The sequence below is a fragment of the Bacillus sp. BK450 genome (assembly GCF_004364885.1).
In the GTDB taxonomy this organism is placed as follows: Bacteria; Bacillota; Bacilli; order Bacillales; family Bacillaceae; genus Bacillus; species Bacillus safensis.
This window is the reverse complement of sequence record NZ_SOBQ01000001.1, coordinates 400954-418553: the sequence shown is the minus strand read 5'-3', so window position 1 is coordinate 418553 and position 17600 is coordinate 400954. Positions and strand designations below refer to the sequence as shown.

The 17600-nt window shown below is 40.4% G+C and carries 21 protein-coding genes; 13 read left to right on the top strand and 8 right to left on the bottom strand.

Annotated elements, in window-relative coordinates; translation table 11 throughout:
* Window positions 1-66 precede the first annotated feature (66 nt).
* The gene (locus tag EV579_RS02120) at window positions 67-1407 is read left to right on the top strand and encodes a dihydrolipoamide acetyltransferase family protein (RefSeq protein ID WP_024426891.1); all 1341 of its coding nucleotides are present in this window, start codon (window positions 67-69) and stop codon (window positions 1405-1407) included.
* Window positions 1408-1411: 4 nt separating this feature from the next.
* Window positions 1412-2824, top strand: coding sequence for a dihydrolipoyl dehydrogenase (lpdA, locus tag EV579_RS02115; protein WP_024426892.1), 1413 nt, complete (start codon window positions 1412-1414; stop codon window positions 2822-2824).
* 126 nt (window positions 2825-2950) lie between these two features.
* Here lpdA and EV579_RS02110 read toward each other — a convergent pair whose 3' ends face one another.
* Window positions 2951-3331 (bottom strand): hypothetical protein, encoded by a 381-nt coding sequence (locus EV579_RS02110; protein ID WP_223250976.1) that lies wholly within the window; start codon window positions 3329-3331, stop codon window positions 2951-2953.
* Between the two features lie 316 nt (window positions 3332-3647).
* Here EV579_RS02110 and EV579_RS02100 point away from each other — a divergent pair, with 316 nt between their 5' ends.
* Complete coding sequence (locus tag EV579_RS02100) at window positions 3648-3767, top strand: GapA-binding peptide SR1P (protein ID WP_003212464.1); 120 nt, start codon at window positions 3648-3650, stop codon at window positions 3765-3767.
* 43 nt (window positions 3768-3810) lie between these two features.
* On the opposite strand, the gene EV579_RS02095 is transcribed toward EV579_RS02100, so the two are convergent.
* The gene (locus tag EV579_RS02095; protein ID WP_133743862.1) at window positions 3811-5283 is read right to left on the bottom strand and encodes an aminotransferase class I/II-fold pyridoxal phosphate-dependent enzyme; all 1473 of its coding nucleotides are present in this window, start codon (window positions 5281-5283) and stop codon (window positions 3811-3813) included.
* A gap of 190 nt (window positions 5284-5473) precedes the next feature.
* On the opposite strand from EV579_RS02095, the gene EV579_RS02090 reads away from it, so the two are divergent.
* Complete coding sequence (locus tag EV579_RS02090; protein WP_034281639.1) at window positions 5474-5743, top strand: UPF0223 family protein; 270 nt, start codon at window positions 5474-5476, stop codon at window positions 5741-5743.
* Window positions 5744-5970: 227 nt separating this feature from the next.
* On the opposite strand, the gene EV579_RS02085 is transcribed toward EV579_RS02090, so the two are convergent.
* The gene (locus tag EV579_RS02085; RefSeq protein ID WP_133743861.1) at window positions 5971-6606 is read right to left on the bottom strand and encodes a DUF1054 domain-containing protein; all 636 of its coding nucleotides are present in this window, start codon (window positions 6604-6606) and stop codon (window positions 5971-5973) included.
* A 277-nt stretch (window positions 6607-6883) separates the two neighbouring features.
* Here EV579_RS02085 and EV579_RS02080 point away from each other — a divergent pair, with 277 nt between their 5' ends.
* The 6 genes from EV579_RS02080 (at window position 6884) to EV579_RS02055 (ending at window position 11119) form a co-directional block, all read left to right on the top strand.
* Window positions 6884-7072: a hypothetical protein gene (locus tag EV579_RS02080; protein WP_024424761.1), complete on the top strand. Its 189-nt coding sequence runs from the start codon at window positions 6884-6886 to the stop codon at window positions 7070-7072.
* 133 nt (window positions 7073-7205) lie between these two features.
* Window positions 7206-8012, top strand: a complete 807-nt coding sequence (locus EV579_RS02075; RefSeq protein WP_024426895.1) for an inositol monophosphatase family protein — start codon at window positions 7206-7208, stop codon at window positions 8010-8012.
* A gap of 111 nt (window positions 8013-8123) precedes the next feature.
* Window positions 8124-10055, top strand: a complete 1932-nt coding sequence (locus EV579_RS02070; protein ID WP_133743860.1) for a hypothetical protein — start codon at window positions 8124-8126, stop codon at window positions 10053-10055.
* A complete protein-coding gene (locus tag EV579_RS02065) occupies window positions 10045-10308 on the top strand; it encodes a hypothetical protein (RefSeq protein WP_073205049.1) in 264 nt (87 codons plus the stop codon). The genes EV579_RS02070 and EV579_RS02065 overlap by 11 nt, the downstream gene beginning before the upstream one ends.
* Window positions 10308-10826 carry a sigma-70 family RNA polymerase sigma factor gene (locus tag EV579_RS02060; protein ID WP_073208301.1) on the top strand — a complete coding sequence of 173 codons (519 nt, stop codon included), beginning with the start codon at window positions 10308-10310 and terminating at the stop codon, window positions 10824-10826. Before EV579_RS02065 ends, EV579_RS02060 begins: the two co-directional genes overlap by 1 nt.
* On the top strand, window positions 10823-11119 hold the full coding sequence (locus EV579_RS02055; RefSeq protein ID WP_133743859.1) for an anti-sigma factor family protein: 297 nt from the start codon (window positions 10823-10825) through the stop codon (window positions 11117-11119). The genes EV579_RS02060 and EV579_RS02055 overlap by 4 nt, the downstream gene beginning before the upstream one ends.
* Before the next feature lie 42 nt (window positions 11120-11161).
* Here the strand turns inward: EV579_RS02055 and EV579_RS02050 are convergent, their stop codons facing one another.
* Both EV579_RS02050 and EV579_RS02045 read right to left on the bottom strand, forming a co-directional pair.
* Window positions 11162-11797, bottom strand: coding sequence for a hypothetical protein (locus EV579_RS02050; RefSeq protein ID WP_024424766.1), 636 nt, complete (start codon window positions 11795-11797; stop codon window positions 11162-11164).
* Between the two features lie 275 nt (window positions 11798-12072).
* Window positions 12073-12252: a DUF5325 family protein gene (locus tag EV579_RS02045; protein WP_024426900.1), complete on the bottom strand. Its 180-nt coding sequence runs from the start codon at window positions 12250-12252 to the stop codon at window positions 12073-12075.
* Between the two features lie 113 nt (window positions 12253-12365).
* Here EV579_RS02045 and typA point away from each other — a divergent pair, with 113 nt between their 5' ends.
* Complete coding sequence (gene typA / locus EV579_RS02040; RefSeq protein WP_024424768.1) at window positions 12366-14204, top strand: translational GTPase TypA; 1839 nt, start codon at window positions 12366-12368, stop codon at window positions 14202-14204.
* Window positions 14205-14300: 96 nt separating this feature from the next.
* Entirely contained in the window at window positions 14301-14582 is a 282-nt protein-coding gene (locus EV579_RS02035; RefSeq protein WP_044334035.1) for a YlaH-like family protein, read from the top strand.
* Between the two features lie 30 nt (window positions 14583-14612).
* Here EV579_RS02035 and EV579_RS02030 read toward each other — a convergent pair whose 3' ends face one another.
* Together EV579_RS02030 and EV579_RS02025 are read right to left on the bottom strand one after the other, a co-directional pair.
* Window positions 14613-14843 carry a YlaI family protein gene (locus EV579_RS02030; protein WP_024424769.1) on the bottom strand — a complete coding sequence of 77 codons (231 nt, stop codon included), beginning with the start codon at window positions 14841-14843 and terminating at the stop codon, window positions 14613-14615.
* Between the two features lie 102 nt (window positions 14844-14945).
* Complete coding sequence (locus EV579_RS02025; protein WP_133743858.1) at window positions 14946-15563, bottom strand: YhcN/YlaJ family sporulation lipoprotein; 618 nt, start codon at window positions 15561-15563, stop codon at window positions 14946-14948.
* 140 nt (window positions 15564-15703) lie between these two features.
* Here EV579_RS02025 and EV579_RS02020 point away from each other — a divergent pair, with 140 nt between their 5' ends.
* Window positions 15704-17026 (top strand): PhoH family protein, encoded by a 1323-nt coding sequence (locus tag EV579_RS02020; RefSeq protein WP_048238849.1) that lies wholly within the window; start codon window positions 15704-15706, stop codon window positions 17024-17026.
* Between the two features lie 15 nt (window positions 17027-17041).
* Here the strand turns inward: EV579_RS02020 and EV579_RS02015 are convergent, their stop codons facing one another.
* Window positions 17042-17524: a peptidyl-prolyl cis-trans isomerase gene (locus EV579_RS02015; RefSeq protein ID WP_133743857.1), complete on the bottom strand. Its 483-nt coding sequence runs from the start codon at window positions 17522-17524 to the stop codon at window positions 17042-17044.
* Window positions 17525-17600 lie beyond the last annotated feature (76 nt).

Genomic DNA, 17600 nt, shown 5'->3' with positions numbered 1-17600 from the left:
TATCAATTACATGACCGTGTAAATATACACAACAAGGGTTCAACAAAATCTAGGAGGCGAAAAACAGTGGCATTTGAATTTAAACTTCCGGACATCGGAGAAGGTATCCACGAAGGTGAGATCGTTAAGTGGTTTGTTAAACCAAACGACGAAATCAATGAAGATGACGTTTTAGCAGAGGTACAAAATGATAAAGCAGTTGTAGAAATTCCTTCACCTGTTAAAGGAAAAGTATTAGAATTAAAAGTTGAAGAGGGAACAGTTGCAACTGTAGGACAAACAATCATTACGTTTGATGCACCTGGTTACGAAAATCTTCAATTTAAAGGCAGCGAAGAAGAAGGCGAAGCAAAAACTGAAGCTCAAGTACAAGGTACTGCTGAAGCTGGTAACGAGCCAGAGAAGAAAGAAGTAGCACAAGAAGAAGCGGCAGCAGCAACTGGTGCAGGCGCACAAGAGCAAGTAGACGCTGATCCAAACAAACGCGTGATCGCCATGCCATCTGTACGTAAATATGCTCGCGAAAAAGGCGTTGAAATTTACAAAGTTGCAGGTTCTGGTAAAAACGGCCGTGTGTTAAAAGAAGATATCGACAGCTTCGTTAATGGTGGTTCTGCAGCTCAAGAGGCAGCACCTCAAGCAGCTGAAAGTGCGAAAGAAGAAGCAGCTCCTAAAGCGGCAGCAGCTCCAGTTCTTGAAGGAGAATTCCCAGAAACTCGCGAGAAAATGAGCGGAATCCGCAAAGCAATCGCAAAAGCAATGGTGAACTCTAAGCATACAGCTCCTCACGTAACATTAATGGATGAAGTTGATGTAACAAACCTTGTTGCACATCGTAAACAATTCAAACAAGTTGCAGCTGATCAAGGAATCAAGTTAACTTACTTGCCTTACGTTGTAAAAGCTCTAACTTCTGCTTTGAAAAAGTACCCAGTACTTAACACTTCTATCGATGATAAAACAGATGAAGTTGTTCAAAAGCATTACTACAACATCGGAATTGCAGCTGACACTGAAAAAGGCTTGCTCGTTCCAGTTGTAAAAAATGCAGATCGCAAAGCGATTTTCGAAGTTTCTAACGAAATCAATGAGCTTGCAACAAAAGCACGTGATGGTAAATTGGCTCCAGCTGAAATGAAAGGTGCATCTTGCACAATCACAAACATCGGTTCTGCTGGTGGACAATGGTTTACTCCAGTCATCAACCACCCAGAAGTAGCGATCCTTGGTATTGGCCGTATCGCTGAAAAAGCGGTTGTTCGTGATGGCGAAATCGTTGCAGCTCCTGTCTTAGCTCTTTCCCTAAGCTTTGACCACCGTATGATTGACGGAGCTACTGCGCAAAATGCCCTTAACCACATCAAGCGTTTATTGAATGATCCACAATTAATTTTAATGGAGGCGTAATGTCATGGTAGTAGGAGATTTCCCAATCGAAACAGATACTCTTGTCATCGGTGCAGGTCCTGGTGGATATGTAGCTGCTATTCGTGCTGCACAGCTTGGACAAAAAGTAACAATCGTTGAAAAAGGAACACTTGGCGGTGTATGTCTAAACGTTGGCTGTATCCCTTCAAAAGCACTAATCAATGCTGGCCATCGTTTTGAAAATGCTAAGCATTCTGAAGACATGGGTATCAAAGCTGAAAACGTAACAGTTGATTTCACAAAAGTTCAAGAGTGGAAAGCTTCTGTTGTTAATAAGTTAACAGGTGGAGTTCAAGGTCTTCTTAAAGGAAATAAAGTAGACATCGTCAAAGGTGAAGCTTATTTCGTAGACAGCAACTCTGTACGTGTAATGGATGATAATTCAGCACAGACTTACACTTTCAAAAATGCAATTCTTGCAACTGGATCTCGTCCAATTGAATTGCCTACTTTTAAATACACAGACCGCGTGATCAACTCAACTGGTGCTTTAGCGCTTAAAGAAGTACCTAAAAAGTTAGTTGTCATCGGTGGTGGATACATCGGTACTGAGCTTGGTACTGCTTATGCAAACTTTGGAACTGAAGTTGTGATCCTTGAAGGTGGAGACGAAATCCTTCCAGGTTTCGAAAAGCAAATGAGCTCATTGGTTAAACGTAACCTGAAGAAAAAAGGAAACGTTGAAATCCATACAAACGCTCTTGCAAAAGGCGTTGAAGAAAAATCTGATGGTGTCACTGTTACGTTCGAAGTAAAAGGCGAAGAAAAAACAGTTGATGCTGATTACGTACTTGTGACTGTTGGTCGTCGTCCAAACACGGATGAGCTTGGTCTTGAGCAAGTTGGTGTTGAATTGACTGACCGCGGAGTTGTCAAAACAGACAAACAATGCCGTACAAGCGTATCTAACATCTATGCAATTGGTGACATCGTTGATGGACCACCACTTGCTCACAAAGCTTCTTACGAAGGTAAAATTGCAGCTGAAGCAATCGCTGGAGAGCCAGCTGAAATTGATTACCTTGGTATTCCTGCTGTTGTATTCTCTGAGCCAGAACTTGCAACTGTTGGATACACTGAAGCAGAAGCAAAAGCAGAAGGAATCGAAATCGTTGCAGCGAAATTCCCATTCGCAGCGAACGGACGTGCACTTTCTCTTGATGCAACTGATGGCTTCATGAAAATGATCACTCGTAAAGAGGATGGTCTAGTGATCGGTGCTCAAATCGCAGGTGTTGGCGCTTCTGATATGATTTCAGAGCTTAGCCTTGCAATCGAAGCTGGAGTGACTGCTGAAGATATCGCTATGACAATTCACGCTCACCCAACATTAGGTGAAATTACAATGGAAACGGCTGAAGTAGCAATCGGAAGCCCAATCCACATCGTAAAATAATGAAACCTATGAAACCCTCTCCTTGATGGAGAGGGTTTTTTTGGCGCCCTGAACACCATATGAAAAACCCCTCATGAGGTGAGGGGTTTTTTCATATGGATATATATAAGTGCAAGGTACATATCATTAGTTTGTATTGACGCGGTCTAAAGCATGACATAAAGGCGATAAGATCTCCTGTTTACTGCGGACATTTCCTTCCACCTTCACGATCACTTTTTCATCATTGACAAGTAAAATAGCCGGTAATTCGTCCACTTCATTTTTCCACCCTTTACGATCTTCTTTTACAATCATTTTTGACATTTCCTTAGGGTATTCATTTTTTAAATCGAGGACTGCATCATAATATGGGCTTTCTTTATCAAGGTTTTCTGCATCAGTAAAAAAGAGAATTCTCGGTTTTTGAATATGACGGACTTGGTCGGTCTGATTCGGTATGATATACGCAAATGAGCATGAACTAAGTACAAAGAGCATGGGGAATATAATGAGAAGTGTCCTCATAAAATTCAATCTATTCACCTCAAAATCATTTGGGGTTGTCCCAACATTTTTAGGAGCTTGTTCCCTGTTAGTCACTCTAGTGTATCATGTCCCTTTTGACAATTTTCGATTGTTACTCAATTGTTACAGAATTGATATGAAGCAAAATACAATTGAAACGTTCCCTCAATATGATAAGAAAAAAGCACATATTTATAAAAAATGATTAAATGTGTCATACAATTAACCGTTGACAACTTAAATGTGACATCATATTATAGAAATAAGAAATAGATCAAACGCTTTCAAACTATGAATGAAGAAAAGGGGAATGTACGTGGGTACAATTATTTGTCAAGATTGCAATGAAACCATTGATCAATTTGAAAATGAAAAAGTGACAACGCTATACGGAACGTGTGGTCACTGTCATTGCTGTGATGAAGCCTCTGAATAAATAAAAAAGCATGCAGCTCCATTTAGGGCTGCATGTTTCTTTTTTATAAAATTGGTTTTTGTTCCTTAATCACACGGATCATTTCAAGCGTTGAATCTTCAGGTCCTTGGACAGGAAGACCAATTTCAATATTTTTAAAGATATACGATATATTTTCTTCTGTGATAATTTCACCTGGTATAAAAATCGGAATACCTGGCGGATACACCATCACAAACTCTGCGATAATGCGGCCGACTGCTTCCTTAAATGGAACGACTTCCGTTGTAGCGTAAAAGGCGTCACGCGGCGTCATAGCAAGCGATGGGATCTCAGGCAGCAGAACTTCCGTTACCGGTTGTTTGCCGCTCTCACGAGTAGAGGCTGCGGCAATTTCCTGCATCGCCGTCACGAGCGTATCAATTGTCTCATCTGAATCGCCAGGGGTAACGATACATAAAATGTTGTAAAGGTCAGAAAGCTCTACTTCAATTCGATAGCTTTCTCTCAGCCATTTTTCGACATCATGTCCGTTTAACCCAAGGTCTTTAATGGAGATAATTAATTTCGTTGGGTCATAATCGTAAGTGGAAGCTGAACCGAGTACTTCCTTGCCAATGCAGGTAATGCCTTCAATTTGATTCAAGCGGTCTCTCGCTGATTCAGCCAAACGAATGGCTTCTTGAGCTAGTGCCTTTCCTTCAGTGGCTAATCGTTTTCGAGCGACATCAAGTGACGCTAAGAGCAAATAAGAAGTGGACGTTGTCGTCAGCATACTCAAAATCGATTGCACTCGGTCTTTTGAAACAAGCCCTTCCTTCATATTTAAAATAGAGCTCTGCGTAAGAGAGCCGCCGAGTTTATGGACACTTGTTGCTGCCATGTCGGCACCTGCCTGCATCGCAGAGAGGGGAAGCTCATCGTGAAAATGTATATGCACACCGTGTGCTTCATCGACAAGGACAGGCACATCAAATGAATGGGCAATGTCTACGATTGATTTTAAGTCTGCTGAAATACCAAAATACGTTGGATTAATGACAAGCAAACCTTTCGCATCTGGATGCTCAGTGAGCGCCTTTTTGGCTGATTCAGGTGTAATACCGTGAGAGATGCCAAGTTCTTTGTCTATTTCTGGGTGAATAAAAACAGGAACTGCGCCAGAAAATACAATCGCGGACATAATTGATTTATGGACATTACGCGGAACGATAATTTTATCCCCGGGCCCGCATACCGTCATCACCATTGTCATGATAGCGCCGCTTGTGCCTTGAATGGAGAAAAACGTATGATCAGCACCGAAGGCTTCAGCAGCAAGCTCCTGTGCTTCTTTTATCATCCCTCGAGGTGAATGTAAATCATCGAGAGGTTCTATATTAATGAGGTCAATGCTTAATGCATTGTCGCCAATGAATGCTCTAAATTCAGGATCCATTCCGGCTCCTTTTTTATGGCCTGGAATGTGAAATTGGACTGGATTGGTTGCTGCGTGTTTTTTTAGTCCAGTATATAAGGGTGTATCATGTTGTGACAATTGCTTTCCCACCTTCATCGAAATACCTGCTATTATTGTGCCAATTACAGCAGATTTCATTGCATAAAACAAAAGAATTATATTATGAACTGATCGGAATGTAAAGCATAAAATCAATCGGTTTCTGATCAAACAGATGCTATAATAAAAGTTCAAATGAGAAATGAGTGTTAAAGTGAGGGACAAGTAAATGGAATATCAATATCCAATGGATGTCGACTGGACGACAGAGGAAAAAATTGCAGTCATTTCATTTTTTCAGGCTGTTGAAAAAGCATATGAAAAAGGAATTGCGAAGCAGGAGTTATTAGATGCTTATAAACGATTTAAAGAGGTTGTGCCATCAAAAGCAGAGGAAAAAACGCATTGTGCGGCGTTTGAAAAGGGAAGCGGGTATTCCCCTTATCGTGCAGTGAAAACCGCAAGAGAGGCAGAAGAGACAGCCGTTATACGCATGTAAAAAACGAGCCTATAAAGGCTCGTTTCAGCGTGCAGACAAACCCTCGCATCCGGTGTCAGGCCTGCGTGCCGGTGCTCACAAATGTCAAATTCGCTCCGCGCCGGTACTCGTCCTCCCTAGACTTCAAAGGTTTTCTATCACGCTGAAAAAGAAGACAAAGGGCTAAAATCAAAATCATTTTAGCCCTTTGTCAACAATTTGAATCGAGCCTATAAGGGCTCGTTTTTTTATACAGATTCTTTCTGTGTGAAGCGGTATAGATACGTCAGCGTGCGGAAGGCATTTTCGATTTTCGATAGGAATTCTTCATTATTCATTTGAACGACTTCCTCTCTAGGCAGCTGAATGCCGCACAGAAGCTCGGCTTTCTTGACTGTTTGAACACGTTCAAAAAGCGTTTTCAGCTGTTCGGAATCTAGTTCGCTGTGACGCATGACATCTGGTTTCATATGATCTTTAGACCAAACAAAATCTTGCGGTATTTTCTGCTGGATGGTGTCTAGCTCTTTTTCAAATAGCTGACCGTACTCACCCTTAACTGGAGATTCATAAATGAGCGCAAACCATACAAAGACATGTGTTTTCCAAAGTCCAATTTGAAAGTGAGGAAGTTTTTTATATCCGCGCTTACTGTTTGCAAAAGCAACCCATGTATCATTTGGCGGGTTGACAGATCTTCTAGCATGCTTTGCGACGTGTACAAACATTTCGTCTCCTGTAATAGAAGAAAGAAGTGGTGCAAAATGTTCGCCAAGTGCCTCAAGCTTTGGACGGACTCTTTCTTTTAATAAAGTCATTCGTTCATCTAAACCATCAACTGTGAATGTTTCAAAATCTTCATCTCTAAAACGCATTTCACTCATGTTATGCCTCCTGTATCTTTTCGCTGATCATATTTTATCATAGCTTGGGTCAAGCTCAAAAAAAGATGCACCGGCAGATAAAAGGGCGTGGTGCAGCGTTTAAAACCTTTCATTTTGTGGTACATCATTAATAGGTAAAGACACAATTTTCAGAATGTCGTTGCGGTTATGCGATCGCTTCATACGATATAAGCAAGAACCATTTCTCTTATCGATTGAATTTTTATCAATGAAAACTGACAAGGAATGAATCATTCTCTGGAAGGGGCGTTGACCAATGAAGCAAATCGTGAAGCAGGGCTATAGACAGGAGAAGAAAAATCGCATCGCTGTGTGGAGATTAGAGGTTGATTATGAGCTTTCTACGCTTCATGAAGCCATCGAACAAAAAGATGACATCCAAATCGAACGCAGCAAACGAAAGCTTGAGCGCCTAAGAAAAGAATGGGAGCAGCTTCAAGGGTAAAACAGCGTGAGGTAAAAACGAACCAATTCATCGGTTCGTTTTTGTATGAAGCTGCTTTTTTCTTGCTTTTACGTACATAATATCAGTATGCTATTACAAATAGGTCCTACATAGAAAAGAGGTTTACAATCTGATGACAAACTGGGTGGAAATTGACCGTCTTGCAAAGCTCTGGGTAAAAGAAGCAGGGAGCCGTATTAAAGCGTCCATGCAGGAAGGTCTATCAATTGAAACAAAATCAAATCCAAATGATCTAGTCACGAATATCGATAAAGAAACAGAACGTTTTTTTATTGAAAAAATACAGTCGACATTTTCAGATCATCACATTTTAGGAGAAGAGGGACAAGGGGAAGAGGTCACCTCACTCGATGGAATTGTGTGGATCATTGATCCGATCGATGGCACAATGAACTTTGTCCATCAAAAACGCAACTTTGCCATTTCAATCGGGATATTTGAAAATGGTGTGGGGAAAATCGGTCTTATTTATGACGTCATTCATGACGAGCTCTACCATGCCATTAAAGGAGAAGGAGCCTATATGAACGATATCCTGCTTCCTCCATTAAAAGATGTGGAGATTGAAAAAGCCATTGTAGGTATTAATCCGACATGGGCGATCGAAAGCCCTTATTTTGACGCCAAACCATTTGCCCGTCTTGTGCGTGACGTGAGAGGGACACGAACGATTGGATCAGCTGCCCTTGAGCTTGCTTATATTGCAAGCGGCAGAAGTGACGCATATGTCACCTTAAGGCTTGCGCCGTGGGATTATGCAGCGGGCTGCGTACTGCTTGATGAAGTAGGGGCCGTTTACTCAAATATTCACGGAGAACGTCTTACGTTCCTAGACAAAAACAGTATAGTGGCTGGAAATCGATCCATTTGTGAAAAAATCTTGCATGATTACATAAAAGGAAGCGGAAATAAAAAATAAACGACATCACTTCATGAGAATGAAGTGATTTTTTGTTTTTCCTGAAACTTTTTGGTAAGGCGGATGTCTATACGAATGAGGCCTTAATTTCATGTAAAGGATTGTGTATCAATGTTTGATTTGTTTAGTGATTTATCGCTCCATTTTGAAAGGTATTTTATTTTAAATGAGTACAGTATCCACATCATTCAATGGTGTGTACTTGGACTATTTGTCCTGTTCGTGACACTCACCATATGGAAAGAAAAGAGGAGTAGTTATGTATTTTATGCTGGAATCGTATTAAGAGTTGTTCTGCTTGGCGGTATGACAGTTGAAATGATCCACCAAGTCCTGTCTAGACAGTATACGATCGAAACATTCGAGGTGCTGACAGATTTCATGCAATTTCTCATTTATGGGTATGTCTTGCTTGCATCACTGTACTATGTGATTACTCTTCCTTATTTAAAAAATAAAGGTATGTTCTTTGTTTTTGATTTATCTGTATTACTTCTACCTTTATGTCAAACAGTGTTTATTGTGTTTGCTGAAAGCAAAAAGTTCTTTCTTAGCGGTGATACGGGGCTAGTATGGAGAGATATGATCACCATTTTGGCTATGGCTTGCTTTGCCGCTTTGCTGTTGCACCTTTTCTTTCGCTTGTTTTGGCACCGAAAGTGGAAGGAATTGCTTTTGTTCTATGGCTTGATTTTCGCAGCCTTGCTTTATATATTTTATCCTTCTATCTCGAAGCATGAGCTCCAATCTACATTTAAATCGATTGTTATTTTAATAGCAGCAGCAGGAAGCTTTATGACGATTGATTTTTTATCTGCTTTACTACGGGACAAGCTGAGATTAAGGCAGTGGGGCGCTGGTTGTATAACTGTCTTTTTTCTGCTGTTACTCAACCCGGTTGTCAATATTCCTCATACCATGTTCCAATTTACCAAAACGGAACTGGTAGATACTTTTTCACAAGAATATCGCCCCTTATCTGAAGCAAGTGCAAAAGCATTCGCTTCAAAATTTGTACCAGAGCATCAATCGCTGTATTTAAATGCTAGTCATCAGCCTATCCCTTATCATTACGTGTTTGCAGATGATCAGTATGAAGTGAATATTTCTCCGTTTACAGGTGAATTAAGCGGATATTCTTATCGAGGTCGTGTAGAGGGAAAGGAACTGACCGATAAAGAATATAGGAAAAAAACCATTGAATTTTTCGAAAGAAGCGGAAGGTCAATAGATCTTAATCGCATTCAATTGACTGTACAAAAAGAGGACGGAGAAACGGACGTTCTTCTTCTGCCAAAAATGTCTCAGAATGAAGAGGACAGTTTAGCGTCTGCCACCTGGAAAAAAGGGACGCTTCGACAAGCGCAATACGTAAACGCCATCTTTCAATTAAAGGATATTGACGGAATCCATTTAACAGAAACGGAGATAAAAAACAGGATCAACAGCATTTATAAACACTTAAACCTCAAGCCGCCAGCTTATCAAATCACAGGCATTGATGAATTTTATTTTAATTGGCAGCATGAAGTGAGGGTTACAACAAAAGATCAATCGGAGTTTCTGTTTAATGGCTCAACAAAAGAAGTTATCAGCTTTAAGCTGTCAAAAGCGATTCTTCAACAGAAAAAAGGGAACGTCAGCGATGAAGATTTGTTAAAAATCATAGGGGAAACGCCAAAAGACATAAGAAAAGAAACAGGCACTAGTGAAAGCAAACAATTTACATTTAACCACTCATCTCATGTCGTCAATCTATTTAAAGGGGATGATGGAATTGAGTTGAGAGTGCAATCGCAATCAGCTTCTTCTATCCCGCACGCAGTATCTAATCAAGATCGGGAGGACGTCTATCAGCAAGTACTTAAAAGGTATAAACCATCTACGATCTATAAAAAGCAAATAAAACCTGTGAAGATGATCGACAAAGAAGGGAATATCGACATTTCATGGCTTGTCATCATACAAACCTTCGGATCAAATGAGCATAAAATCTATGAAGTGAATGGACGAACAAAAGAGGTGCATCGTTTTGACAGATAAAGAAAAACAAGCCATCTTTCAAGACTTATATGAACTGTATCAAGAAGGGGATCTGGGAGCCGAGGCAGCGAGCTGGATGAAGGCACACGAGCAGCAATATCAGCATGTGGACGCGGATAAAAAGCAGTCTTCAGCGTCGATGAAAGGTCAGAATGACTATGACGAGTTAAAACGTATGAAAGGGTTTATTTACTCGTTATATTTCTTTTTTATCGTTTTATCGATTTGGATGACTGTGTGGTTTTATTTTTGATGTCCAGACCAGCCGACCAAATTGAAAAAATCTATGAAGATTATTTTCAGGAAATCACTAAATATTTATATCGCCGGACGGGAAATATGGAAACGGCCAAGGACCTTGCGCAAGACGTATTTATAAAGGCACTGCATGGATTGTCCTCCTTTAAGGGACATTCTAGTATGAAAACATGGCTTTATACCATTGCGTATCACACATTTGTGAATGATTATCGCCGAAAAGTAAAATGGACTTTTACAAACGTAGAGGAAATAGATTTCTTAGAGCAGCAGTCGTTCACGACACCAGAAGATCACATTGAAAAACAAGCTGATATAGAAAGGCTGTGGCATCATATTTATCAGCTGAAGGATTCCTACCGGGAGGTCCTTATTTTAAGAGATATTCAAGAATTGTCATATGAAGAAGTAGCTGAAATTTTGAATTGGACTTTATCTAAAGTCAAAACAACCCTTCATCGAGCCAGATTAGAGCTGAAGCGAATGCTACATTGTGAGGAGTTCAATAAATGAGCTGTTATTTGATTGAAGAATTGTTACCACTTTATATAGAGGGGGACACAAGTGCAGAAACAAATAAAATTGTAGCAGAGCACTTACAATCCTGCGAGAGCTGCCAACACCTCTATCACGAAATGAAAGAGCCAATTACCTTTATACAGACTCCTGATCTCATGCCATATATAGATGAAAAGGAAGAAAGAAGAAAATTCGAAAAGCGCTACTATGGCAAGCTGTTATATCGAGCAAGTATCGCATTTGGTATAGGATACGCCATGATGATCATTCTTTATTGGCTGAAATAAAAAACCCCCATCTGGATAAACCAGGTGGGGGTTTTTTCTAGCTTAGCTTAATTTTTCTTTCGCAATTTGAACTGCATCATAGAACGTTTTCAATTGCTCTTGAGGAATTTTCTTAAGCATTTGGTTGAAAACAAGTAATTCAGTAGAGCTGAATCCAAGACCTTTTGCGATTTTTGAATCAATCACAACGTTTCCTTTTTTGTCTAGAACAAGGGCATCACCAGCAAGATCAGCAATTCTGATCACTGATTTGAAAAGTTTTTCGAATTTAGCCGCTTCTTCTTTTGTAAGACCAAGTTCAACAGCTTTTGCTGCATCAAAAACCAATTTCCCTTTTTCGTTTTTAGTGATGCTTTCACTGAAAACGATTGTAAGAACAGCTGCGCGATCTAAGAATTTCTCAGCAGTCGCCGCTTCTTCTTCAGTTAGTCCGAGCTCAACAGCTTTTTTCACATCAAATGTGTAGTTGTTGTCTTCCTCAACAAATGAATTGATGAGAATGTTGATGACACGCTCGTTTTTCTCCAATAATTCTTTAATGATTTGCTGCTGTTCAAAAGGAATTCCTTTGAAAGTTGCAGCGCTTGCTTGCCCAGGAGCTACTGTTGTGAAAGTAAGAATGATAGCTAAAGCGAAAAATACAACAGAGCTGAGCGATTTGCTCAAAAACTTCTTCATGCTTCTTTTCTCTCCCTTTTCTGTTAAATTTTGTTGCAAGAAAAGCATACCATGAGAAACTTTGTGGAAGAATAGGAAAATTGTAACTTTATGTTTGATTTTGGAGAACTATAAAAGTTCTTGTCGAAAAATGGAGGGGTTCAGATTGCTTACTTTTGTCAATTCTTCAAGATACGTTCCGTCTGCAAAATGGAGCTTTCATAGGTGATTTGTCTTGTTTTTACTCAAAATAAAAAGCCTTCTACATGTAGAATGTAAAAGGCTTTTACCTAATTTTATGATTGCACGTTTAATTTTCTTTTTAATGTAAATCCTGTACCCATGAAAATCATGGCGAATACAATGCTTAGACATATACCCAGTATGTTTTTTTCTGCAAGAGTTACCCCAATAAACGCCATACTGACAACTGCAAGTAATGCACATAATAATAGAAGCCATTTGATTTGTTTCATATGTCCCCATCCCTTTTTTTAGAGTTAATATAAGTTTACAGAAAAACGATCGGCATTTAAAGGGGATTGTGATATAATATGAAAGTTATCTAATTATTTTAGGAGATGAAAATGTGAAACTTCGAAAAGACCTTCGCAACATCGCAATTATTGCCCACGTTGACCATGGTAAAACGACGCTTGTTGACCAATTGCTCCATCAAGCTGGTACTTTCCGTGCGAATGAAAATATCGCTGAGAGAGCCATGGATTCAAATGATTTAGAGCGAGAGCGCGGTATTACGATTTTAGCTAAAAATACTGCGATAAATTATAAAGATACACGCATTAATATTTTAGATACACCAGGACACGCCGATTTCGGTGGTGAAGTTGAGCGTATCATGAAAATGGTAGATGGTGTACTCCTTGTTGTGGATGCTTATGAAGGCTGTATGCCTCAAACACGCTTTGTGCTGAAAAAAGCACTTGAGCAAAACTTAACACCAATCGTTGTCGTCAATAAAATTGATCGCGACTTTGCTCGTCCGGCTGAAGTAGTCGATGAAGTGATCGACTTGTTCATTGAATTGGATGCAACAGAAGAACAGCTTGAATTCCCAGTTGTCTATGCATCAGCAATCAATGGTACAGCAAGTAACGATGCGAGCAAGCAAGATGAAAACATGGAATCATTGTTTGAAGCCATTGTGAACCATATTCCTTGCCCAGTTGATAACCATGAAGAGCCGCTTCAATTCCAAGTGGCACTACTTGATTACAATGATTATGTTGGCAGAATTGGAATTGGCCGTGTGTTCAGAGGAACAATGCAAGTAGGACAGCAGGTAGCCTTGATGAAAGTCGACGGCACTGTGAAACAATTCCGCGTGACAAAGATCTTTGGTTTCCAAGGGTTAAAACGAGTGGAAATCAACGAAGCGAAAGCGGGAGATCTTGTCGCTGTATCTGGAATGGAAGACATCAACGTAGGTGAAACGGTTTGTCCGGTAGAACACCAAGAAGCACTTCCAATCCTTCGTATTGATGAGCCAACACTTCAAATGACGTTTGTTGTAAACAACAGCCCATTTGCAGGCCGTGAAGGAAAATACGTGACATCACGTAAAATTGAAGAGCGTTTAGAGCAGCAGCTTCAAACAGACGTCAGTCTTCGTGTAGATCCAACTGATTCACCTGATGCTTGGGTTGTTTCTGGACGCGGAGAGCTTCACTTATCCATTCTCATTGAGAATATGAGACGTGAAGGTTTTGAATTACAAGTATCGAAGCCAGAAGTTATTGTAAAAGAAGTTGATGGTGTTCGATGTGAGCCTGTAGAGCGCGTTCAAATTGATGTACCAGAAGAGCATACTGGCTCTGTTATGGAATCAATGGGTGCAAGAAAAGGTGAAATGATTGACATGATCAATAATGGTAACGGTCAAGTTCGCCTGATCTTTACAGTGCCATCACGTGGTTTAATTGGATATACAACTGAATTTCTTTCATTAACTCGTGGTTTTGGTATTTTGAACCATACGTTTGACAGCTACCAGCCAATGCAGTCTGGTCAAGTCGGCGGACGCCGTCAAGGTGTACTTGTTTCAATGGAAACAGGTAAAGCGACTGCTTACGGAATCCAAGGTGTTGAAGAGCGCGGTGTGATCTTCGTTGAGCCAGGTACTGAAGTATACCAAGGGATGATCGTTGGGGAGCATAACCGTGAGAACGACCTTGTTGTAAACGTAAGCCGTATGAAACAACAAACAAACGTACGTTCAGCGACGAAAGATCAAACAGTTAGCATGAAAAAACCTCGCATTATGTCACTTGAGGAATCTCTTGAGTACTTGAATGAAGACGAATACTGTGAGGTTACACCTGAATCCATTCGTCTTAGAAAGAAAATTTTAGACAAAAACGAACGTGAGAAAGCAGCGAAGAAGAAAAAGCTAGCAGGATTATCTTAATTCCATGAAGAATTAAAAAGATAGAACCCTGAAAGATAAGGGGAGGGAATCTTTTTGAATGATCAGGAAGTAAGTGAAAATCTATCCTTTTTCGCGATGCTGTTTCGTGTCGATGAAAATCCGCAAACAGGGATGTGGCTCCTATATGGCACCATCCTTGTTTTAGCGATTATTGTTTTTAAGCTCGGCTTTGCAAGACGTTTACCGATTTTAAAAGCGCTCGTGATTTATTTGTTTTTGATTTTTGGCTGCACGTTTCTCACATTTCTAGGTATCTTCCTGCCAGTAGCGGAAGGACTGGTTGTGGCAGCTGCCATTTTGATTATTTATAAAATACGGCTGCATCGTGCGAAAAAAGAAGGAACAGTCAATACGTAAAAAAAGACCTGAACATGTGTCAGGTCTTTTTTATGTCTTTTGTTCTTTCTTTCCTTTTTTCTTCTTTTTCTCTTTCGTCGCAGGATCCTGATAAAGAGAGAATCTGCCAGTTTTGATGCGAGCTTCAGTCTTTATTTTAATGCGTTCTTGGCAGTCATCGCACATATATGTATGAATAGGCCGGTTTCTTAACCGTTTAGCAACAAGTGTATCATCATCAATGGTTTCAAGCTTTTCACATAATGAGCACTTCACTCTCATCATTTTCACCTCACTTTATTGCATTTATTATAGCATGTTTTCCAGCTACTTAAAATCAGCGTAGAAAAAGGCTTATATCACAGGAGATATAAGCCGTTCTCATTAGTTCTTCTGATTCATATGATGGTTTGATTGGTCGTTTTGATTTTTTTCTAACTGCTTTTGATCCTGTTCTTTGAGCTGATTATTCGGATCATTTGTCGGATCCTTTTCGTTACGGTCGATCTCATTTCTCGGCATCTCTGGCATCACGCGGCCGACAATGGCAGCCAGTTCATCCATAATACCGCTTACCGGACGGCCTGCTTGGATTTCTTTGCCCATTTCTTTTAATCGGCTGACTGTATCCGGATCAGCAACCACAACAGCATTTGCGCCTTCCGGGTCATTTCTCAGCGCTTTTGCAACTGAATATTTAATGGTTTCTACTTTGCTTCTATCTAAATCATCTTTTACATCAATACCAACAACAGCATAACGGCCGATGACGATTGCCGTTGCATCATTGACATCTGCTACGTGCTCTGTCACATTGACAAGATGCTGCGCAACATCTGTGGATGGGCGGGCTTGATTGGTCTCTTTCTTGGATGAGTCAGACACCCTTACTAAGTGCTGGCGTCCATCTTGCTTGTCCAGCGCTTCTGGCTTTTCCTGCTGCTGGCAAGCGCCTAACAGAATGATCGATTGAATCATGAATAATGTTAAAAATAGTCGCATCTAAATTCCCTCCTTCACAAACTGCATGATTTATTTTATTGTTGAATTAACCTTCTAACTTTATTCATGAAAACATATATTTTAACAATCGTTTTGGGAAAGACAAGGATGAATGAAACCCCGATCAGGAGGCGAAGGACCTGAGTAAAATTTATGTATTAGACACAAATGTGTTATTACAGGATCCGAATTCAATCTTTTCATTTGAAGACAACGAGGTCGTCATTCCGGCCGTTGTGTTAGAAGAAGTAGACTCGAAAAAGAGATACATGGACGAGGTTGGGCAAAACGCCCGGCGTGTCTCACGTTTAATCGACGGTTTGAGATCGAAAGGGAAACTGCATGAAAAAATTACGCTAGAGTCAAAAGGGACGCTGCGAATTGAGCTGAATCACCGCTCTTTCCATGAGCTTCAAGAAATTTTTATTGAAAAAACAAATGATAATCGAATTTTGGCTGTCGCGAAAAATTTGAGCTTAGAGGAAGAAACAAAGCCTCACGGACGGCCTGTTATTTTGGTCAGCAAGGATGTCTTAGTCAGGGTAAAGGCAGATGCCATAGGTCTCCAGGCAGAGGATTTCTTAAGTGATCGCGTGCTGCAAAATGAAGACATTGATAACGGCTATCATGAGCTCTATATTCCGACGGAGCAATTGAATACATTTTATAAGCAAAGTCAATTGCTGGTAAAAGAAGTCACAAGTGCACCATTAAACCCTCATCAATTTGTCATTATGAAGGGGAATGAAGGCGGCTCTGCTTTAGGAATGCTTGATCAAAAAGCAGAGAACGTGAAACGGCTTATTTATGATCAAGAGCATGTTTGGGGAATCCGTCCGAAAAATGTTCAGCAGACGATGGCCCTAGAGCTGCTATTGCGCCGTGATATTCCGCTCGTGACATTGATCGGAAAAGCAGGAACTGGTAAAACACTGCTTGCACTGGCTGCCGGATTAATGCAGACAGAGGATCTCGGCATGTTTAAAAAACTGATTGTAGCCCGTTCCATTGTTCCTGTTGGCAAGGACTTAGGCTACTTGCCAGGTGAAAAGGAAGAGAAACTCAGACCATGGATGCAGCCGATTTATGACAACCTGGAATTTTTATTTAATACAAAAAAACCTGGTGAACTTGATGCGATTTTGGCGGGAATTGGTTCTATTCAAGTGGAAGCTTTAACGTATATCCGTGGAAGAAGTATTCCTGATCAATTTATTATCATTGATGAGGCGCAGAATTTAACGAAACACGAGGTAAAAACATTATTAACGCGCGTCGGAGAGGGAAGTAAAATCGTGCTGATGGGGGACCCGGAGCAGATCGATCATCCTTATTTAGACAGCTTAAATAATGGGCTTACGTATGTCATTGAGCGGTTCAAAGGTCAGCAAATATCTGGACATGTCAAGCTTGTCAAAGGAGAAAGGTCTGGACTTGCACAGCTTGCAGCTGATTTGCTGTAGTCCAGACCCTCTGTCTTATGTAATGATGAGCTCTTTGACACCTTTTATCGGCTGAGTGAGGTTGGACTGATCTGCGAAATAAACGTGGATTGGTCCTTCTTCTGTCATCGGCTTCCCATTTTGGCTGAAGTGTGCAATGCTTTCCATTGCCTGAGAAAGCGGAACAGCAATTGTCTCTGTTTCTGTGACAAATTTGCATGTGTCTGCATGTTCAAGCGGTTCTGCATTTTTCAGCATATCACCCAGCTTCATTCCGAAGCTGCCTGTGATGAGTCTTTCCTTTTCGTACTTCTTCTCTGTTTTTAAAGTGGGTGGAAGTGTTTGTCCTTCTCTGATCACCCGCTCTTGGTCAAGCTCCTGATCCAGCTGACTTTCTTCATTTGCCGTGCTTTTTTCAAAAAATGAATCCATTAAAAATTTGCGGTCATCAAAAATCCATACACTTGGATCAATGGTGATCTTGTATTTTACGTTCCCCTTAATTTGAATGATGCTCATGTTCAAGACAACCCCTTTCCAACATAAATTATAGAAGTTTTCGTCTGCTTTGTCACTTTCATAAACATGCTTTTCC